Raw genomic sequence first — 18,335 nt, 5'->3', positions numbered from 1 at the left:
TGGACCTCTATCAGGCCAACCAGCACTTGTGGGACCACTTGCCGGACATCACGTCGCCGGTTGGGTCAGAGATCCAGCCCTGGACCTTGTTGCTTGTGGCGTCGATGAAGTCGTTGAACATCGGGCAGATCAAGCCACCATTGTCGCGGACCAGCATGCCCATCTGGCTGTAGAGCGCCTTGCGCTTGGCTTCATCCAGCTCACCTCGGGCCTGTAGTAGCAGGGCGTCAAAGTCTTCGCGCTTGAAGCGGGTGTCGTTCCAGTCTGCGGTCGACAGATAAGCGGTCGAATACATCTGGTCCTGCACCGGACGCCCCCCCCAGTAGGAGGCACAGAACGGCTGGGCGTTCCAGACTTCGGACCAGTAACCATCACCGGGCTCGCGCTTCAGTTCCAGCGGGATACCGGCGGCATTGGCCGACTGCTGGAACAGCTGGGCTGCATCCAATGCACCCGGGAAGGCCACATCCGACACCCGCAGGATGATCGGGCTGCCGTCATGGCCGGATTTCTTGTAGTGCTCTGCCGCTTTGGCCGGATCAAACGGGCGCTGCGGGATGCTGTCATCAAACAGCGGATAGGCGGAGTTGATCGGCATGTCGTTCCCGACGGAGCCATAGCCGCGCAGAACCTTATCGACCATTTCTTGACGGTTGATGGCATATTTAAGCGCCAGACGCAGCTCGTTGTTGTCAAACGGCGCGGTGTCGCAATGCATGATGAACACATAGTGGCCCGGACCTGCGGTTGAGTGCACTGTGAGGTTCGGTGCACGGTCGAGGAGCCCTGCCACCTTCGGCTCAACACGGTTGGCGATATGCACCTGACCCGATTGCAGCGCCGCCATACGGGCGGTGGCGTCGTTAATCACCACGATTTCGACTTCATCGACATGGCCGCGGGTGTCATCCCAGTAGTTGGGGTTCTTCTTGTAGGCATGGCGCACGCCCGGTTCGTCCGCGACCAGCATATAGGCGCCGGTGCCAACGCCCTCTGCGGGGTTGTCGAAACCACCATTGGGCTGGATCATCAGGTGATAGTCGGCCATCAGATAGGGCAGATCGGCATTGGCGGTGCCCAACTCGACGATGAAGTTGTCACCATCGACTTTCATGCCTTCGATACCGCGCATGATGCCGAGCGCACCCGATTTACTGTCCTCGTTGGAGTGGCGCTCCATGGTGCGCATCACGTCCTCGGCCGTCAGCGCCTTGCCGTTGTGGAACTCAACACCTTTGCGGATCTTGAAGGTCCAGGTTTTGGCGTCGGCGCTTGCCTCGACGCTTTCTGCCAAGCGGTTTTCGATGGTGCCGTTCTCGGTGACGTTGACCAGGGTCTCACCGAACTGGTTGAGGTTGTGGTAGGGCACCTGGCTTGCGGCCACGGCGGGATCGAGCGAGTCGGTGCTGCCGCCGCCGATGGAGCCGAGCTTCAGCGTGCCCCCTTTGACCGGGCCTGCGGCCTCGACGGCGCGGGCAAACAGGCTGCCTGCTACTGCGGCGCTGATGCCGAGTGCGGCGGTTTTGCCCATGAATTCACGCCGGGTCATTTTCCCGGAGGTGACGCTTTGCGTCATGAAATCAATCTGGTCTTTCATTGCGGACTCCCTGTCGTATCTAGACGCTGAACACGTCATTTCTTGAATTGTCATTCAAGGTTTGCGCATTTGCTGCGACCTCGCAACCCTTATTAGCGTGCTTTCTGGCGCAGGCGGGGATGGCGAAGGCATAAAGAGACGGTGATCCCGTCGTCTTTTGGAACTGGTATGTCGTATTTGGTAAGAAGTGAATGGCTGGTGGGACAATATGTGGAAAAAACCAATGCACTCGCGATGCCAATTATTATCGCCGCCGCACCCCGTATTTCGCCAATGGATGGTGGCCCCCGCCTGATTTTCGGCCAAAACGGGTGATCCGAGCCGGTTTTGCGACAGGCCGCAGCTGCGGGCGCGATGGCCGATCTGGCGCATTTGCGCGATTTCGGATGCTTGCTTTGGCACCAATGGGCGCGTCAGGACATGACGGAAAACGACATCCGCAACCTAACCGCAATCCGCCCGCAGAAAAGCGCAGTTCACCAGTCCGCGCTGTCCATCCAGATGGTCACCGGACCGGAGTTGATCAGCGCAACCTGCATATCGGCCCCAAAGGACCCGCGCGCCACAGGCACCTCAAGCGCCGCCAGCTGATCGGCAAACCGGGTGTAAAGCGCGCGGCCCAGATCCGGCGCGGCGGCATTGGAGAAGCCGGGCCGGTTGCCACGGCGGGTATCGGCGGCCAGTGTAAACTGGCTGACAACCAGCGCGCCGCCGCCGATGTCCTTTACCGAGCGGTTCATCTTGCCCGCCTCATCGCGGAAAATCCGCAGATTGCTGATCTTGGCCGCCATCTGATCCGCTTCGGCCGCGCTGTCCCCCGCCATCGCGCAGATCAGGATCAGCAGGCCTTCACCGATTTCACCGATGATATCGCCGTCGACGGTGACAGACGCCTCGGACACTCGCTGGATCAGGGCACGCATGGATTATCCTACTCAGTGATATGCGGCGTCAGTCGCGCCAGGTGGTGAAGTCGTGCAGTTCAGCGCGTTCAGTGCGGAACTGGTTGGCCGGGTGGTCGGGATCGGCATAGCCGAAAGACAGCGCACAAAGGATATTTCGATCCTCCGGTATGTCGCAGAGCTGATGCAGCATCGGCGCATAGGTGGCAACAGCGGCCTGCGCGATGCTGGCAACGCCCGCTGCGGTTGCGGCCAGCGTGAACCCGGTGACAAAGCCACCGCAATCCAGCGCACCATAGGGGCCAAGCTCCTTGGGGCTGGTCAGAATCGCGCAATGGGGGGCGTCAAAAAGCGTAAAGTTGCGCATCATCTGCCGGTGAGAGGCGGCGCGATCGCCGCGTTCAACACCAACCGCCTCATAAAGCGCCCAGCCGCAGGCCTGTCGCCGCGCCTTGTAGTCGCCACTGTAACGCTCGGGAAAGGGGAGGTCGGGGGCAACAGGATCCTTTGCGACCGCCTCCGCCAGGGCCACCCGCAGCGCATCCGTCGCCGCGCCGCTGAACAGCGTCACCTGCCAGGGCTGGGCATTGCACCAGGAGGGCACTTTCTGGGCGCAACGCAGGATATCCTCGATGACCGCACGGGGTACCGGATCGGGGCGAAAGCCGCGACAGCTGTGACGGCGGCTGAACAGCGCATCAAGCGCAGGAAGGGTGGTCATGGCGGATCCTTATGTCGGCTTCGGGGGGGCTCGTGGTCTCGGCGCGGAATGTCAGCGTGATCCGAAATAGGCCACGGCAGCGCCGATCAGCAGTGCCAGAGCAACGGCGGCGGCAATTTTCCACACCGAATAGGGGCGTTCTCCCTGTACCCGACCGGATTGCCCGTTGACCACAAAACGATAAGTCTTGCCCCGATATTTATAAGCGGCCAGCCAGACCGGCAGCAGCACATGTTTGAAGGTGATATCGGAAAAATCGCTGTCGATATGTTCGATCCGTTGCCGATCCCCGCCAATGTCAAAACGCACGTCGCGTTCGATGACCCGGCGCATCCGCGCAGTCGCCTCGCCGTAGCCATCGGCCAGTTCCACCGCATAGGCCTCGGCCCGGAACCCGGCCAGATACTGCGGCTGGTAAGGCTCCAGCGCCGACAGGTCCCAGGGCTCCAGCGCATCGGTGTTCTTTTTCGGCAGGCTCTTGGAGGCGAGCACCAGCACATCGTCAAAGAACCGCTGCACCCGCCCCGAGACCGGCCGCCAGCGTATCTTCGGCACCTGCCGCGACTGGTGCTTGCCGTCGACCATCACGGTTTCGGTGACATAATAGACGGTGCCGCGCTGGCCGCGATACTGCGAGCGGGTGTCGGCGTCGAAGGTCCAGTAGGGGACATAGATGCCGTCCATGCGTCGGCCTTTGCGGGCATATTGTTGCAGGCCGCTCGGCGCAAACCACAGCTGGCCCAGCCAGCCCGACATCGCCTGATGGGCGCTGCGCTCATCAAAGGCGAAGGGCAGCACGCCCTTGGGCTTGATATGACGGTGGATCCCGGTGTTTGTGACCATCGGCGTGGCGCAGAACGGACATTCCCCCGCATGGTCCTTTTGGTCAAATTCCACCTGCGCGGCGCAGTTCGGACAGCGCAACACGCGGGTTTCTTCCATGTCGGCCTCGGCCAGACCCGAGGAGAGCGCCGTCTCGAAATCCAGCTCCCGCAGGCTGCCACCCCGCCACGGGCCGGATCGGATCGCTTCCCTGTGGCCGCAATGATCGCAGGTCAGCGTGCCGTTTTCCGGGTCATAGCGATAATCCGCGCCGCATTGCTCGCAGGGGAACCGATGTTCCTCAAGCGGTGCCTGCGTCTCGGCGCTGGCGGAGCTCTCGGCAGGCGACAGGCCGGAGGGCGGCGGCGGTGGGGGCTGGGTCACGTGGGGAAGCCTCAAAGATATCTATGCAGCAGTTTCGGCACCATGATGCGCAGGGCGTTGTCCTTCAACAGGAAATGGCGCCACAGATGGAACAGCCCATGCAGGACGATGACAATGAGCAGCGCATCAAAGGCAAGTTCATGCAGCTCTTCAGCCAGCTCATGCAGGGTGCGGCTGCCTGCGGCCGGATTGATCGGCAACACCCCAAAAGCGCGGATCGCAAAGGGAGCCAGCACCCCGGCCAGCGCCCCGGTTGCGACCATGACCGGCAGGCCGATCTGCAAGACACGGTGGTTCAACCCGTGGAATCGTCTGGCCCAGCCCGGCAGCTTGGGACCGGCGCGCCCGGCCAGCCCTTTGCGCAGATAGACAAGCGTCCAGATCAGCACGACCACGGCAAGGAGCAGGCCAACGCCCGCGTGGGTGGCCAGCGCCAGCCCCGGATCGGCGCGGTTCTCCTCCGGTTCCACGAGAAAGAAATAGAGGATCAATCCAAGGCTCAGCCAGTGGAGCCATTTGAGCGCGCTGCGTCGGGTCATATGCAGAAGGTCCTTCGTGGCACAGGGGCTGCGGTCTGTCCTGAGAAAGGGCGCCGATGATCGCAGCGCCCTCGGGATTGTGTGATGTCAGCCAGCAGGCGGTGTGGGCGGCGGTGGCGGAGGCGGCGGTGGCATGATGGTGAACAGCTGCGCCAGTTCGATGACATCGCCTGCCGCCTTCCAGCCGTCCTGACCGGGTGTCCAGACCAGGCTGTCCCGGCGCAATCCGCCCTCCTGTGCCATTCGCCCCAGTCGGGCCTTGGAATAGGGGCCGGTGGTCTGACCGTTCTCGGCGATGTGCCAGACATGTTCCACCGGTGGAGGCGGCGGCGCCACCGGCGCGGCGGCCTGCGGCGCAGCGGGTGCGGGCCGCGCGCCCCAGGGACCGCTGGTCTGACCCGCTGCATGAGCGGCGGCACCCGGCTGCGCCATCTGCGCCATCTGCTGGGCCATTGCCATGCCCATCCCCATGCCCATTCCGGCCCCCATGCCACTATTGGGCGCCTGGGCGGCGGCGGTCATCGCCTCGGCGGCGGAGAACTGCGTGTAACGGCCAAGATCACCGACGATTCCCATCTGGGTGCGCTTGTCCAGCGCCTGTTCGACCGCGGCGGGCAGCGAGATATTCTCGATATAGAGCTCGGGGATCGCGATGCCGTATTCGGCCACCGTGGCGGAAATCTCTGCCGCCACCAGCTTGCCCAGATCGGCGGTATTTGCAGCCATATCCAGAACCGGAATGCCGGAGCCTGCCAGCACCCGGCTCACCTGCTGGACGATGATATTGCGGATCTGGAAGGAGATTTCATCCATGGTGAACTCACCATCGGTGCCGACGATCTCGCTCAGGAACCGGGCCGGGTCCACCACCCGGATGCTATAGGTGCCAAAGGCGCGCAGACGGACCGGCCCGAACTCCGGATCGCGCGCCATGATCGGGTTCTTGGTGCCCCACTTCAGATCATTGAACCGGGTGGTGTCGACAAAGTAGATCTCGGATTTGAACGGCGACTGAAAGCCGTGATCCCAATGTTGCAGGGTGGTCATGATCGGCATGTTGTTGGTCTCCAGCATGTAGAGACCGGGGGTGAAGACATCGGCCAGCTGACCTTCATGCACAAAAACCGCCGCCTGACCTTCGCGCACCGTCAGCTTGGCGCCGTATTTGATCGCGTGGCCTTCGCGCTCGAACCGCCAGACCAGCGTGTCGTTGGTGTCGTCGGTCCAGTGGATGACGTCGATGAACTCTCCCTTGAGAAAGTCGAAAATACCCATTGTCTTCATCCTCTTTCGGCGATGCCGGGGCATCGGGGTCGGCAAATGCGGAGCCGCTACTGCGGCTCTCCCATGATATCATATGCGATGGCTTGCACGATGGGCCGCGCCTCATCGGCGGACATGCCGGTGCGCAGGCGTGGATCGTACAGGATTTTCAGGAGTTTCTCATCCTGGCTGGTCAGCAGCGCAAATTCGTCGTCATCGTTGAAGATCGAGGGGCGCGCCTGCGGGCTGTCGTTGCGCAGGCCAAGGCCCTGGGCAACTTCCTCGTGGATACAGCTGCGCCGCGCCAGATCCGGGTGCTCGGCGCGGATAAGCGCGACCCCGCGCATATAGGACGATGGATCCGCCTGCAGCCCCCCGGCGCGCACCAGACAATAGTAGCTCTGCGGCGGGTTGGCAAAAACCTCTAGGTCGGCGTCGCTGATCGACGGCAGGATCTCCCGCACGCGGCCGGCGACATAGGCGCTGTCGTCGGCGCCTGCAAAGATCACGTTGAAATTGGCGCGCGCGCGGCTGGTGGTGGTGCTGATCGGATGGCCGGTGATCCGGGCCAGCCGGGCGGCATAGGCATCAAGGGTGGCGCGATCCTTCTGCTGCTGTTCAGCGCTGACCGAGGGGCCAAAATCGGCCCGCAGACGCACCGGCCCGTCCCAGCGCCCAAGCGCGCCGGAGGTGCGCAGATTGCTGCTGCCATATTCGTCGTAAAAGGCGATCTGCTCAAAATTCCGGCGCAGATCATCGGCGTCATAGGGCGTCTCCGGCCCGCCCCCATCGGTCCGCAGCAGCCCGCGTGTCAGCAGGTCCTGCTGGAGGGCGCCATAGTAGCGGGCCAGCCGCTGGCTCTCGGCGGAGGGCGGCTTGGGCTGCGGGGCGAGATTGGCCGGGCGTGTCGGCGGCACCAGCGAGGTGCGCTGAGCGAGGGGATCGCATCCCATCAGGAACGCAGTCCCGGCCAGCGCGCCGACAAGCACCGGCACCAGCCGTCGCCTTCGGGCGCGTTGCGATATCGGCGCGGCTGCGGTCATGCGGTGCCGGGAACCGCCGTGGCGGCGGTATCGCCGACCCCGTCGCGCCGCGCCTTTGCCGAGGCCAGCGTGTCACGCAGCTCCGCTTCCATCTTCTTAAGCTCCGCCTCGGCGGCGGCGCGCTTGGCCTTGCCCTCATCGGCGATCTGAAGGCTTTCCTGAATGGTGCCGATCAGATCCGCATTTGCCTGTTTCACCGCTTCGATATCAAAGACACCGCGCTCCATCTCCTGTCGGATAATCTTGTTGCTTTCGCGCAGATTGGCCGCGTTGGAGGTCAGCAGCTCATTGGTGAGGTCATTGGCATCGCGCACCGCCGCCGCCGCCTCGGCGGAGCGCTGGATGGTAACAGCCTGTGCCAGCTGGGTCTCCCAGAGCGGCACGGTATTGACCAGCGTCGAATTGATCTTGGTCACCAGCGATTTGTCATTCTCCTGCACCAGCCGGATCGACGGCAGCGACTGCATCGTCACCTGACGCGTGAGCTTCAGATCATGCACCCGACGTTCCAGATCGTCGCGGGCCGCGCGCATGTCACGCAGCTCCTGCGCGCGCATCACCTGATCGGCCTCCGGTGCGGCGGCCACTGCCGCCTCCAGCGCCGGGATTTCCTTGCTGTCCAGTTCGGCCAGCTTGGCCTCACCTGCTGCAATATAGAGCGCCAGTTCGTCATAGAAGCTCAGCGTCTTGGCATAGAGCAGATCCAGCGACTTGATGTCCTTTAGCAGCTGATGTTCATGGCCAAGCAGATTGTCGGTGATGCGGTCGATCTGGCCCTGCACATCCTCAAACCGCGCGGTGAACTTCGCAAAGGGCGCAGCGCGACCCAGCAGCCGCTCCCAGAAACTGCGCTTGCGGCGCACATCCAGTTCGGACACCGAAAAGCCGCGGATCGTGGTGACGATATTGCGCAGCGAATCGCCGGCAGGGCCGACATCCTTGTTGCGCACATCGGTCAGCATGGCCTGGCTGATCTGTTGCAATTCAGCCTGCGCACCGGAGCCGAAGTTGATGATCGAGTTGCTGTCGGACATGTCGATCTGCGCCATGCGCGACTGGATGTCTGCACTGGTGGCGGCGTCGGCCTGATCCAGCGACTGGATTTCGGCCGTCGGTTCCGGCAGTGCGATCGCGGTGATTTCGGAGATCAGCTGAGCCTCCTGGGCGGCTTTCGTCTGGGTCGTCTTGGACATGTCGAAGTTCCTTATGGCTGTGTCAGCGGGGGTCCAGGTGAACGCCCTCGCGCTGCAAACGGTCCCGCAGCACGTCGATTTCAACGGTCAGATCGGTGCGGTCCTCCAGCAGCATCTTGCGGGTGCGGGCGGCAAAGTTTTCCTCAAGGTCGCGCAGCAGCGCCAGATAATCCTCGCGCGATCGGGGGTCGCCACTGCGCGTATAGATATCGGCAAACTTGATCGTGGCGTCGCGCGCGCCCATCAGATAGACGGTGAGATAGCGCCGCGCGCCGGTCAGGTCGCGGGGGTCTTCCTCAACGGTGCGGAAGAGATCGCGCGCCACCTCCTGAAAGGCCTCAACCCGCTGTTCGACCTCGCGGTCACGGGCGCGCAGAGCAGCATCCTTCATGGCCGAGAGATAGGTTTCCGCCTCTTCGACGACACGGGCGACCCGGTCGCGCTGGAAACCGTCGATGCCCTCGGCGCCCTTGTCGCGCAGGGGATCAAGCCCAAAGGCCGCCAGATGCAGGCCGCTCGCCGCTGCGGCATAGATCAGCGCCGTCAGCGCGCCGGGGTCCTGCCGCCAGGCGGCAAACAGCGCGCCGACACCGCAGAGCAGCGCGGCGAGGATCTTGCGGGGCAGGGCAGGGCGACGGGCGACCTTGCGATCGTCATAAGCGGCCTCGGCCCTCAGCCCGTCGCGCAGCAGATAGGCCGATCCGGCCCACGTCGCGGCCGCAAGCAGCCCAAAGGCGAGACCGGCAGCCCCCGAAAAAACGGACATCAGCGCCACCAGACCGGCAGGCAGCGCCATCAGATTGGCGCGTGCTCCGACCGGATCGACGCGGGCATTGCGATAGCTGCCAGAACTGGAGCCCGCGCCGCCCGAAGCCCGTTCATCGGCGGCTTTCCGCTCTTGTTCGTCGGGACTGTATTTGCCGCCAAAACGCCGCGCCATGCCATCAGCCTCCGACCAGCCAGCCGGTTGCCAGACCGATCATCAGGATCAGCAAGGCCACAAAGGCGAGTTTCTGCACGTTTATTCCCCCGAGATGAGCGCTCCAAGCAATTGGAAACTTAGGATATGCAGCGCCATCTTGCTAGGGGGAAGTCTCAGGCCTTCGCCGCAGGACCGTCTTTGGCGGTGGCTCAGCGCCGGGGCGGTTTGCCGCCACCGCGTGGGGCTGAACTGCGACCCGCATCACGGCCAGCTCCGCCGCCTGCGGGTTTGCCGCCGAATTTTCCGGTCGGTTTGCCAGCTTGCTTGCCAGTCGGCTTGCCGGTCGGTCTGCCGCCCGGCGTCTCCGTGCTGCGACCCGCCGGTTTTCCGCCGGGCTTTCCGGCGAACCGGTCAGCGGGTTTGCCCTTGCCTGAAAACTGGCCGCCGGACGCGCCGCCAGGACCGGACCGGCCGGCGGGCCGGGCGCCTGAACGCTCTGCGGGTCTGTCGCCAGAGCGGTCCGAGCCTGCAAATGAACGGCCCGCCGGTTTTCCGGCAGGTTTTCCGACGGGCTTGCCGCCTGGTTTTGTCGCTGGTCTTGCGCCGGCTTTCGTCGCTGGCTTGCCCGCCGGTTTCGCGGCACCGGGGCGCTGTCGTACCGGGCGGCCTGGGCGCTTGGGCTTGTCGTCTTCCTCGGTCTCGGGACCGGTCAGACCCAGCTGATCGCGCACCACACGCGGACGCAGCTCCTCGACTTCGCCTGGCTTCAGATTGCCCAGCTGGAACGGCCCATACGACAGGCGCAGCAGGCGGTTTACGGTGAACCCGATATCCTCAATGGCGCGGCGGATCTCCCGGTTCTTGCCTTCGCGCAGGCCAATGGTCAGCCAGGCGTTTGCGCCCTGCTGACGATCCAGCGCGACGGTCATCGGCTGAAATCTCTCTCCCTCGATCACGAGCCCCTGACGCAGCGGTTCAAAATCGCTGTCCTTCGGTCGGCCGTTGATCCGCACCCGGTAGCGGCGCAGCCAGCCGGTCGACGGCAGCTCCAGCTGCCGCTTGATGCCGCCGTCATTGGTCAGCAGCAGCAGCCCCTCGGAGTTGAGGTCAAGCCTGCCGACCGTCATCACACGGGGCATGTCCTCGGGCAGCTCATCAAAGATGGTCCGGCGGTCCAGCTCGTCGCTGGTGGTGGTCACCAGCCCCGCTGGTTTGTGATACATCCACAGGCGCGGCGGTTCCGGATCCTGCATCGGCATACCATCCACCACGATCCGGTCCTTGCCCAACACCACATTCAGCGCCGGGCTGTCGATGACCTTGCCGTTCACGGCGATACGCCCTTCGGCGATCATCTTTTCGGCCTCGCGCCGCGATGCAACACCGGCGCGCGACAGCACCTTTGCGATGCGGTCGCCGTCCGGGCTCTCGCCGGTTGCGGAGGGGGCGGTCGGTTTCTTGCTGGCGCGGGCTGGTTTCGCCGCTGCGGGGCGCTGGCCCTTGGGGGAGGATGGTGTTTTGCTCATACCTGAGGCCATAGATCATTCCGCGCGGTTGCGAAAGCTCCCATTCTGGGGCAGGGAGAGCTATGCCGTTTCGTTCTCATATGGATATTGCCCTTGCCGAGGCGCGCGCAGCCGCCGCGCGCGGCGAGGTGCCGGTGGGCGCCGTGCTGATCGCGCCGGATGGCCGTGTCGTGGCACAGGCGGGCAATCGCACCCGCGAACTGAACGACCCCACCGCCCATGCCGAGGTGCTGGTGATCCGTGCGGCCTGCGCCGCCGCCGGGTCCGAGCGGCTGACCGGTCACGACCTTTACGTGACGCTGGAACCCTGCGCGATGTGCGCGGCGGCGATTGCTGCCGCCCGCATCGGGCGTGTTTACTACGGGGCGTCCGATCCGAAATCCGGTGGCGTCGCCCATGGTGCCTGCGTGTTCTCGCACCCGCAGGCTCATCACGCGCCCGAGGTTTACGATGGCATTAGCGCAGAGCCGGCCGAAACCCTGCTGAAGGAGTTCTTTGCGGCGCGTCGCGCCGGGGACGGTTGACCGCGCTGATTTCCTGCCCGTAGCGTGGCGGCGCGGCGGGCCAGCAGATGAGCGGCCTGCACTGCCGAAAAGGGGGCGAGTGATGAGCAAGGAATATCTGGCAGATGACGGGCAGCTGCGCTGTGGCTGGGCTGGATCCGCGCCCGAGTTTCTGGCCTATCACGATCAGGAATGGGGTTATCCGGTGGCAGATGATCGCCGCCTGTTTGAAAAGATCTGTCTGGAGAGCTTTCAATCCGGCCTGAGCTGGCGGACCATTCTGGCCAAGCGCGAGAACTTCCGCGCCGCCTTCCATGGTTTTGACTGGGACAGCGTGGCGGAATTTGGCCCGCCAGATGTGGAGCGCCTGTTGCAGGATGCAGGCATTGTCCGCCATCGCGGCAAGGTCGAGGCGGTGATCAACAATGCCCGGCGCGCGCAGGAGATGGTCAGGCAGGAGGGCTCGCTGGCGGCGTTTTTCTGGCGGTTTGAACCCGGTCCCGATGCGCAGGTGCCGCCGCAGACGGCCTCTATCACGCCGCAGTCCATCGCGCTGTCAAAAGAGCTGAAGAAACGGGGCTGGAAATTTGTCGGCCCCACCACCTGTTTTGCCTTCATGCAGGCGATGGGGCTGGTCAATGATCACGCGGAGCATTGCATCTGCCGCGCGCAGGTGGCCAGGGCGCGCGCCAGCTTTCAATCCCCGGCCTTATCCGGCGGCGAGTGATCAGGCCGCACGCGTGATCTTCGCGCTTTTGAGGTCAGCGCGCTACCAGGCTTTCGTGCGTGCCCGCGCCGCCCCGGCCGGGGCGGCGCCATGCCCAACGGGACCGGATCTGCACCGCAGACCGGGGTCCGGGCGGGAGCCTGTCGGCTAGACGTCGATTACGTCCAGAACCTGCGGCTCGATCACCGTCACATCCGGCAGCGCCTCGGCCAGTTTCTCGGCGCTCTGCTCAAGGATCGGGAACGTGCGGTAGTGGCAGGGGATCACGGTCTTGAAGTTGAAATACCGTGTCGCCGCATAGGCCGCCTGCGCCATATCCATGGTGAAATGCCCGCCCGCGCTCAGGATGCCGATGTCGGGTTTGTAGTAATCCCCCATCCAGTCCATATCGGCCATCAACCCGGTATCGCCCGAGATATAGAGCGTCTTGTTTTCACTCATCAGCATGTAGCCGACTTCGCTGCCCCCGGTGCGCAGCCCGTCCTGGGTGGCAAAGGTCGAGCTGTGCGAGGCAGGCACCATCGCCAGTTGCGGCCCGTCCAGATTGACGGTTCCGCCTTTGTTGAAGCCGATGGTGGTGACCTCCTCGGTCTCGCCCCAGATGCCCATCAGGTCATATTGCCCCACAATCGGCACATCCAGGCGTCGCGCCAGCGCCAGCACGTCGATCACATGGTCGAAATGCGCATGGGTCAGAATGATATGGGTGGCGCCGGTGATCGCGGCGTCATGCTGGTCCTCGGCGAGCATGGGATTGCCGGTGAGCCAGGGATCGACCAGCAGAACCTGCCCTGCGGTCTCGATGCGAAAACTGCCATGGCCCAACCAGATGATCTTCATGTTCTGTCTCCCTCAATACTGTTACGATCGGCCCCGCTGGCGCATCGTCTTGGCCTAAGCCTATCGCGCTTGGTGCAAAAATCCACTCGCCCGCGCTCCGTCACGCCGATTTCACCGGGGTTTCGCGCCGCCACAGGCTTGCGGCGGCGGCGGTGCGGCGGTAAATGCGTCCTAACACGAGATGAGGGTTTCCATGTCGATTGACCAAAGCACCGCCGCAAAAGTGGCCAAACTGGCCCGTATCAAGGTCGAAGAGGACGCGCTGCCAGCACTGGCGGATGAGTTCAACACCATCCTCGGCTTTATCGAGCAGCTGAACGAGGTGGATGTTGAGGGCGTCGAACCGATGACGTCGGTGACGCCGCAGCGCCTGAAACGCCGCGTCGACGAGGTGACCGATGGCAATCAGCAGGACAAGATCCTGGCCAATGCCCCCGATGCCCGCGAAGGGTTTTTTGCAGTGCCCAAGGTGGTTGAATAAGACATGACCGAACTCAACAAACTCACCCTGTCCGAAGCCCGTGACGCATTGCGCAAGGGCGAGACCACCTCTGTCGAGCTGACCGAGGCCTGCCTCAAGGCCATCGAGGCTGCAGATGCGCTGAACGCGTTTGTGCACAAGACACCCGAAATCGCGCTGGAGCGCGCCAAGGCAGCAGACGCACGGATCAAGGCAGGCGATGCGCCCGCCATGTGCGGCCTGCCGATCGGCATCAAGGATCTGTTCTGCACCAAAGGTGTCGCCAGCCAGGCCGCCTCCGGCATTCTGGAAGGTTTCAAACCCGAATATGAATCCACCGTATCGCAGCAGCTGCAGGATGCAGGCGCTGTCATGCTGGGCAAGCTGAACATGGACGAATTCGCCATGGGCTCGTCCAATGAAACCTCCGTCTATGGTAACGCGGTCAGTCCCTGGCGGCGCGGCAATGATACTGCCGAGCTGACACCGGGCGGCTCCTCCGGCGGCTCCGCAGCGGCCGTGGCTGCGGATCTGTGCCTAGCGGCTACCGGCACCGACACTGGCGGCTCGATTCGCCAGCCGGCCGCCTTTACCGGGATCACTGGCATCAAGCCCACCTATGGGCGCTGCTCGCGCTGGGGGGTGGTGGCCTTTGCCTCCTCCCTGGATCAGGCGGGCCCGATGACCAAATCGGTGCGCGATGCGGCAATGATGCTTGAGGCGATGTGTGGCCACGACCCCAAGGACAGCACCAGCGCCGATCTGGCGGTGCCGAACTTCGAGGCGATGCTGACCGGCGATATCAAGGGCAAGAAGATCGGTATCCCGCGTGAATACCGCATGGATGGAATGCCCGGCGAAATCGAGAAACTCTGGTCCGAAGGCGCCGAGATGCTGCGTGCCGCCGGGGCCGAGATCGTCGATATCTCCTTGCCGCACACCAAATACGCCCTGCCTGCCTATTACGTGATCGCCCCGGCCGAGGCCTCCTCCAACCTCGCGCGCTATGACGGTGTGCGCTATGGCCAGCGCGCGGCGCTGGAGGCGGGCGATGGCATTACCGAAATGTACGAAAAAACCCGCGCCGCAGGCTTCGGCCATGAGGTGCAGCGCCGCGTGATGGTGGGGACCTATGTTCTCTCGGCCGGTTTCTACGACGCCTATTACAACCGCGCCCGCAAGGTCCGCACCCTGATCAAGAAAGACTTCGAAGACGTCTTTGCCCAGGGCATTGACGCGATCCTGACCCCGGCGACACCTTCGGCCGCCTTTGGCCTCGGCGAAATGATCGACGCGGATCCGGTGCAGATGTATCTCAATGACGTCTTTACCGTCACCGTGAACCTCGCCGGTCTGCCCGGCATTTCGGTTCCGGCCGGTGTTGATGCGCAGGGCCTGCCGCTGGGGCTTCAGCTGATTGGCCGCCCCTGGGAAGAGGGCGATCTGCTGAATACGGCCTATGCGCTGGAAGGGGCCGCCGGTTTTGTGGCCAAGCCGGCCCAATGGTGGTAAACCCTGTCCTGATCTGAGCAGAACCAACAGGTGGTGATCATGCGTCTATTCCGGTCCATCTTGGCGACCAGCAGTCTTGTGCTGCTGGCTGCGTGCCAGCCTCCGGTGCCTGAAAGTGGCCCAGAGGCCGGATTTGGTTCCAGCCCCTTTGACCGGGCACCGGCGACAGGCACCACGATTAATGGCGATCCGCTGGTGCCGCCGGTCCGCGTCGCAACCGAGAGCTTGCCGGGCAGCGCGCAGCCCGCCCCCCGCGTCGCAGCCGCAGGCAGCAGCGCCGGATCCCTCGCACCCGCGACCGGCAGCAGCGACGATATTGCCCGCGAAACCGCCGCGGCCCTCGCGGCTGCACGCGGCAACTCGGGCACCGCACCGATCGAGGCCAGCCCGTCAAACCCGGCACCGGCCCTTGCGGGCAATCCGCGGATCTCCGACGAGAATGATTTCGATGCGGTCGCCTCGCGCCAAAGCATCGAAAGCGATGCCGAGCGTCTGGCCCGTCAGCGCGCCCAGTATCAGGTGGTCAGCCCCACCGCAGTGCCCGAACGCAGCGGCGACCGCGATCCCAATATCGTGCGCTATGCGCTCAGCACCTCCAACCCGCGTGGGCAGCGGATCTATTCACGCTCCGGCTTCAACCTGGCGGCCCGCTCCTCGCGCAACTGCGCCGGATTTGCCTCGCCGGAACTGGCCCAGATTGCCTTTCTCGAAGCGGGCGGCCCGAAACGTGACCGCCAGGCGCTTGATCCCGATGGGGACGGCTACGCCTGCGGCTGGGATCCGGCGCCCTATCGACTTGCGGTGCAGAACTGAGGCGGCTGGCGCCTCATGACACCTCCGCCGACCTCTGCTGACACCGGGACGGATGCCATCTGGCACCCCAGTCCCAATTTCAATGCGCGCCGCCATGATCTGACGCCGCATCTGGTTGTGCTGCATTACACCGCGATGGACAGTGCCGAGGCCGCATTGGAGCGGCTCTGCGACCCGCGGTACGAGGTGTCGGCCCATTACCTGATCGCCGCTGACGGACGGCTGTGGCAGATGGTCAGGGAGGCCGACCGCGCCTGGCATGCCGGCGCCGGGGAATGGTGCGGGCAGGAGGATATCAACTCCCGCTCGATCGGGATCGAATTGGACAACCGGGGCGATCATCCGTTTTCCGCAGCCCAGATGAACCGGCTGGAGGAGCTGCTGCGGGCCGTGCTGTTGCGCTGGCGGATTCCGGCCTCCGGTGTGATCGGGCATTCCTGCATGGCGCCGGGGCGCAAATGTGACCCGGGCGCCCGCTTTGACTGGGCGCGGCTGGCCAGACAGGGGCTGGCAAGCGCCGCGCCGGGTGCTGCGGCGCGGCCAGAGACCGACGTCGGGATGGACCGCTTTCGCGCTCTGGCGCGGCGGCGTGGCTTTACGGCGGATGTGGATGACGCCACCCTGCTGCAGGCGGTGCGCCTCAGATTCCGGCCATGGCAGACCGGTCCCTTGACCGACAGGGACGTCCTGCCGCTGCTGACCGATGCGTCCCGGGCAGAGGCCTGAGCGAGGCTCTGCCTCGCGCTCCGGGATATTTGACGCCAGAAGATAGAGAGCGTCCCGGCATCTTCTGGTCGCAAATATCCTGGGGGTGAGCGCCGCAGGCGCGAGGGGGCAACGCCCCCCCCGGTGCACTATCCGCTTGACCTTGGGCGCAGTAGTTTCTACCCCAACCCCTGCGCAGAGGGCCGGACGGCCGCGGGGGGCCGCAAGGCGTCGCGAGGAAAGTCCGGACTCTACAAAACAACGGTGCCGGGTAATGCCCGGGCAGAGCGATCTGACGGAGAGCGCCACAGAAAACAGACCGCCCATATGCGCCTGCCTGTCAGGTGATTCCATGTGGGTAAGGGTGAAACGGTGGGGTAAGAGCCCACCGCGCCGCTGGCAACAGGGGCGGCACGGCAAGCCCCACCGGGAGCAATGCCAAATAGGACCCCCGCGCGGGCCGGTCGGCGTCAGCCGATACCGCCGCTAGGCATGTTTTGGCCAAGAGGGGTCGGGTTGGCAGCTGGAGGTGCGCAGCAATGTGCATCCTAGATGAATGGTCGTCGAAGGGGCCCTGGCCCTGGAACAAAATCCGGCTTACAGGCCCTCTGCGCAAAATATCCCCTCGAATCCTATTGACTCGCGGGGTGGTGCAGGTAAAAGCGCACGCTCATATAGGAATTTACCGAGAGGCCCCTGCCTTTTCGGACGCAGGAGAATACCATGGCGAAGCCGACCACAATCAAGATCCGCCTGAACTCGACCGCGGGCACGGGCCACTTCTACGTGACCAAGAAAAACGCACGCACCATGACCGAGAAAATGGTTGTGCGGAAGTACGACCCGGTCGTGCGCAAGCACGTTGAATACAAAGAAGGCAAAATCAAATAAGCCTCTTGGTGTTGCGCTGCCTCCGGCCGCGACACCGCCCCCGATATTCGGGACAGTAGATCAGAAGGGTCGCACCAGGGTGCGGCCCTTTTTCTTGTGGCCGCGCTGTTGCCTGACTGACCGGGCGCCACTGACGGGGCGCCACTGACCGGGCTGCCGGTCGCGCGCATTTTATGAAAATTCGGTAAATGAAAACACCGACAGCGCGCCGGATCGGCCCGAAAATGCCACATTTGGCCGTCACATATGTCCTGGGATGTGGGTGAGAGAGTGGGTCCGGGATGCAGCGCCAGAAGCGCGCGGTTTCGGAAGTTCACAGCACCACAGGTCGGCTCGGGGGAGCGACCATGACAGGAGGCGACGGTGGGGTCGCCTCCTGTTTTTCGTTGTGGCCGCAGATCAGCCGCGCCACTCGGCCATGACCATCACAGGCAGCAGGCCCATACGCTGCATCAGCGCCGCAGAGGCGGTGTTGAAGGGGGCGTATGTGGTGGCGATCACCGGAACGCCCTTGGCCGCCACAGAGCGCTTCATATCGGTGATCAGCGCGGTTGCGACACCCATGCGCTGCCAGCTCTTGGCGACGGCGACATGGTGCAGCATGGCGCGGGTCTCGGCCCTGCGGACGGGGAGGGCAGGGCGCTCCTCGATGCCATAGATGACATAGCCCATGATCCGCCCCTGCGGGCTGACGGCGGCGCGGGCGGTCAGGCTTGGCTCGCTCAGCCATGTCTCAAGCCAGCGGGCCAGCGCTGCACCATCAGGATCGGCCGGGTAGCGGTCAGGCTGGTGGGTGACATGCAGCGCGTGCAACTCTTGCAGCAGCGGGACAATGCGGTGCGCCTCTTTTGGGGCGATATCAATCAATCTCATCGGGGTCTCAAATTCGTTGCGTGACATGTCCCGGCCGCAACCGCAGCGCGGGCAAAGAAAAAGGGCGGATCGTGATGATCCGCCCCGGTCTTGGTTGGC

Annotated in this window: 20 protein-coding genes and 1 other RNA gene; 9 read left to right on the top strand and 12 right to left on the bottom strand. The window is 64.0% G+C overall.

The features are described 5' to 3' along the window. Nucleotides 1-10 precede the first annotated feature (10 nt). The gene (locus WLQ66_RS09565; RefSeq protein WP_340546083.1) at nucleotides 11-1,597 is read right to left on the bottom strand and encodes an ABC transporter substrate-binding protein; all 1,587 of its coding nucleotides are present in this window, start codon (nucleotides 1,595-1,597) and stop codon (nucleotides 11-13) included. A gap of 168 nt (nucleotides 1,598-1,765) precedes the next feature. On the opposite strand from WLQ66_RS09565, the gene WLQ66_RS09560 reads away from it, so the two are divergent. Then, a complete protein-coding gene (locus tag WLQ66_RS09560) occupies nucleotides 1,766-1,912 on the top strand; it encodes a hypothetical protein (protein WP_340546082.1) in 147 nt (48 codons plus the stop codon). 161 nt (nucleotides 1,913-2,073) lie between these two features. On the opposite strand, the gene dtd is transcribed toward WLQ66_RS09560, so the two are convergent. From dtd to WLQ66_RS09515, 9 genes are all read right to left on the bottom strand, one after another. After that, complete coding sequence (gene dtd / locus WLQ66_RS09555; RefSeq protein WP_340546081.1) at nucleotides 2,074-2,520, bottom strand: D-aminoacyl-tRNA deacylase; 447 nt, start codon at nucleotides 2,518-2,520, stop codon at nucleotides 2,074-2,076. A gap of 28 nt (nucleotides 2,521-2,548) precedes the next feature. Beyond that, the gene (locus WLQ66_RS09550; RefSeq protein WP_340546080.1) at nucleotides 2,549-3,220 is read right to left on the bottom strand and encodes a nitroreductase; all 672 of its coding nucleotides are present in this window, start codon (nucleotides 3,218-3,220) and stop codon (nucleotides 2,549-2,551) included. 51 nt (nucleotides 3,221-3,271) lie between these two features. Next, nucleotides 3,272-4,426, bottom strand: coding sequence for a TFIIB-type zinc finger domain-containing protein (locus tag WLQ66_RS09545; protein WP_340546079.1), 1,155 nt, complete (start codon nucleotides 4,424-4,426; stop codon nucleotides 3,272-3,274). An 11-nt stretch (nucleotides 4,427-4,437) separates the two neighbouring features. After that, nucleotides 4,438-4,965 (bottom strand): cytochrome b/b6 domain-containing protein, encoded by a 528-nt coding sequence (locus WLQ66_RS09540; protein ID WP_340546078.1) that lies wholly within the window; start codon nucleotides 4,963-4,965, stop codon nucleotides 4,438-4,440. Between the two features lie 87 nt (nucleotides 4,966-5,052). Beyond that, a complete protein-coding gene (locus tag WLQ66_RS09535; RefSeq protein WP_340546077.1) occupies nucleotides 5,053-6,240 on the bottom strand; it encodes an SPFH domain-containing protein in 1,188 nt (395 codons plus the stop codon). A 56-nt stretch (nucleotides 6,241-6,296) separates the two neighbouring features. Beyond that, on the bottom strand, nucleotides 6,297-7,181 hold the full coding sequence (locus tag WLQ66_RS09530) for a DUF2927 domain-containing protein (RefSeq protein ID WP_340546338.1): 885 nt from the start codon (nucleotides 7,179-7,181) through the stop codon (nucleotides 6,297-6,299). 86 nt (nucleotides 7,182-7,267) lie between these two features. Beyond that, a complete protein-coding gene (locus tag WLQ66_RS09525; protein ID WP_340546076.1) occupies nucleotides 7,268-8,464 on the bottom strand; it encodes a toxic anion resistance protein in 1,197 nt (398 codons plus the stop codon). A 22-nt stretch (nucleotides 8,465-8,486) separates the two neighbouring features. Next, entirely contained in the window at nucleotides 8,487-9,404 is a 918-nt protein-coding gene (locus WLQ66_RS09520; RefSeq protein ID WP_340546075.1) for a 5-bromo-4-chloroindolyl phosphate hydrolysis family protein, read from the bottom strand. A 191-nt stretch (nucleotides 9,405-9,595) separates the two neighbouring features. Beyond that, complete coding sequence (locus tag WLQ66_RS09515; protein ID WP_340546074.1) at nucleotides 9,596-10,912, bottom strand: pseudouridine synthase; 1,317 nt, start codon at nucleotides 10,910-10,912, stop codon at nucleotides 9,596-9,598. Between the two features lie 62 nt (nucleotides 10,913-10,974). On the opposite strand from WLQ66_RS09515, the gene WLQ66_RS09510 reads away from it, so the two are divergent. Both WLQ66_RS09510 and WLQ66_RS09505 read left to right on the top strand, forming a co-directional pair. Beyond that, nucleotides 10,975-11,436, top strand: a complete 462-nt coding sequence (locus WLQ66_RS09510; RefSeq protein ID WP_340546073.1) for a nucleoside deaminase — start codon at nucleotides 10,975-10,977, stop codon at nucleotides 11,434-11,436. 82 nt (nucleotides 11,437-11,518) lie between these two features. After that, on the top strand, nucleotides 11,519-12,142 hold the full coding sequence (locus WLQ66_RS09505; protein WP_340546072.1) for a DNA-3-methyladenine glycosylase I: 624 nt from the start codon (nucleotides 11,519-11,521) through the stop codon (nucleotides 12,140-12,142). A gap of 147 nt (nucleotides 12,143-12,289) precedes the next feature. Here WLQ66_RS09505 and WLQ66_RS09500 read toward each other — a convergent pair whose 3' ends face one another. Next, complete coding sequence (locus WLQ66_RS09500; protein WP_340546071.1) at nucleotides 12,290-12,982, bottom strand: metal-dependent hydrolase; 693 nt, start codon at nucleotides 12,980-12,982, stop codon at nucleotides 12,290-12,292. Between the two features lie 193 nt (nucleotides 12,983-13,175). Here WLQ66_RS09500 and gatC point away from each other — a divergent pair, with 193 nt between their 5' ends. The 6 genes from gatC (at nucleotide 13,176) to rpmG (ending at nucleotide 17,363) form a co-directional block, all read left to right on the top strand. Next, complete coding sequence (gene gatC, locus WLQ66_RS09495; protein ID WP_008561736.1) at nucleotides 13,176-13,463, top strand: Asp-tRNA(Asn)/Glu-tRNA(Gln) amidotransferase subunit GatC; 288 nt, start codon at nucleotides 13,176-13,178, stop codon at nucleotides 13,461-13,463. Nucleotides 13,464-13,466: 3 nt separating this feature from the next. Beyond that, nucleotides 13,467-14,954 (top strand): Asp-tRNA(Asn)/Glu-tRNA(Gln) amidotransferase subunit GatA, encoded by a 1,488-nt coding sequence (gene gatA, locus WLQ66_RS09490; protein WP_340546070.1) that lies wholly within the window; start codon nucleotides 13,467-13,469, stop codon nucleotides 14,952-14,954. Between the two features lie 39 nt (nucleotides 14,955-14,993). Further along, nucleotides 14,994-15,767 carry a hypothetical protein gene (locus WLQ66_RS09485; RefSeq protein WP_340546069.1) on the top strand — a complete coding sequence of 258 codons (774 nt, stop codon included), beginning with the start codon at nucleotides 14,994-14,996 and terminating at the stop codon, nucleotides 15,765-15,767. 15 nt (nucleotides 15,768-15,782) lie between these two features. After that, complete coding sequence (locus WLQ66_RS09480) at nucleotides 15,783-16,493, top strand: N-acetylmuramoyl-L-alanine amidase (protein WP_340546068.1); 711 nt, start codon at nucleotides 15,783-15,785, stop codon at nucleotides 16,491-16,493. 174 nt (nucleotides 16,494-16,667) lie between these two features. Then, nucleotides 16,668-17,088: RNase P RNA component class A (gene rnpB, locus WLQ66_RS09475), an RNA gene on the top strand. Between the two features lie 107 nt (nucleotides 17,089-17,195). Further along, entirely contained in the window at nucleotides 17,196-17,363 is a 168-nt protein-coding gene (gene rpmG, locus WLQ66_RS09470; RefSeq protein ID WP_007814563.1) for a 50S ribosomal protein L33, read from the top strand. 399 nt (nucleotides 17,364-17,762) lie between these two features. Here the strand turns inward: rpmG and WLQ66_RS09465 are convergent, their stop codons facing one another. Then, nucleotides 17,763-18,236: a GNAT family N-acetyltransferase gene (locus tag WLQ66_RS09465; protein WP_340546337.1), complete on the bottom strand. Its 474-nt coding sequence runs from the start codon at nucleotides 18,234-18,236 to the stop codon at nucleotides 17,763-17,765. Between the last annotated feature and the right edge of the window lie 99 nt (nucleotides 18,237-18,335).

This window comes from Phaeobacter sp. A36a-5a (assembly GCF_037911135.1).
Lineage (GTDB): Bacteria > Pseudomonadota > Alphaproteobacteria > Rhodobacterales > Rhodobacteraceae > Phaeobacter > Phaeobacter bryozoorum.
This window is presented reverse-complemented; position numbering and strand designations above follow the sequence as displayed.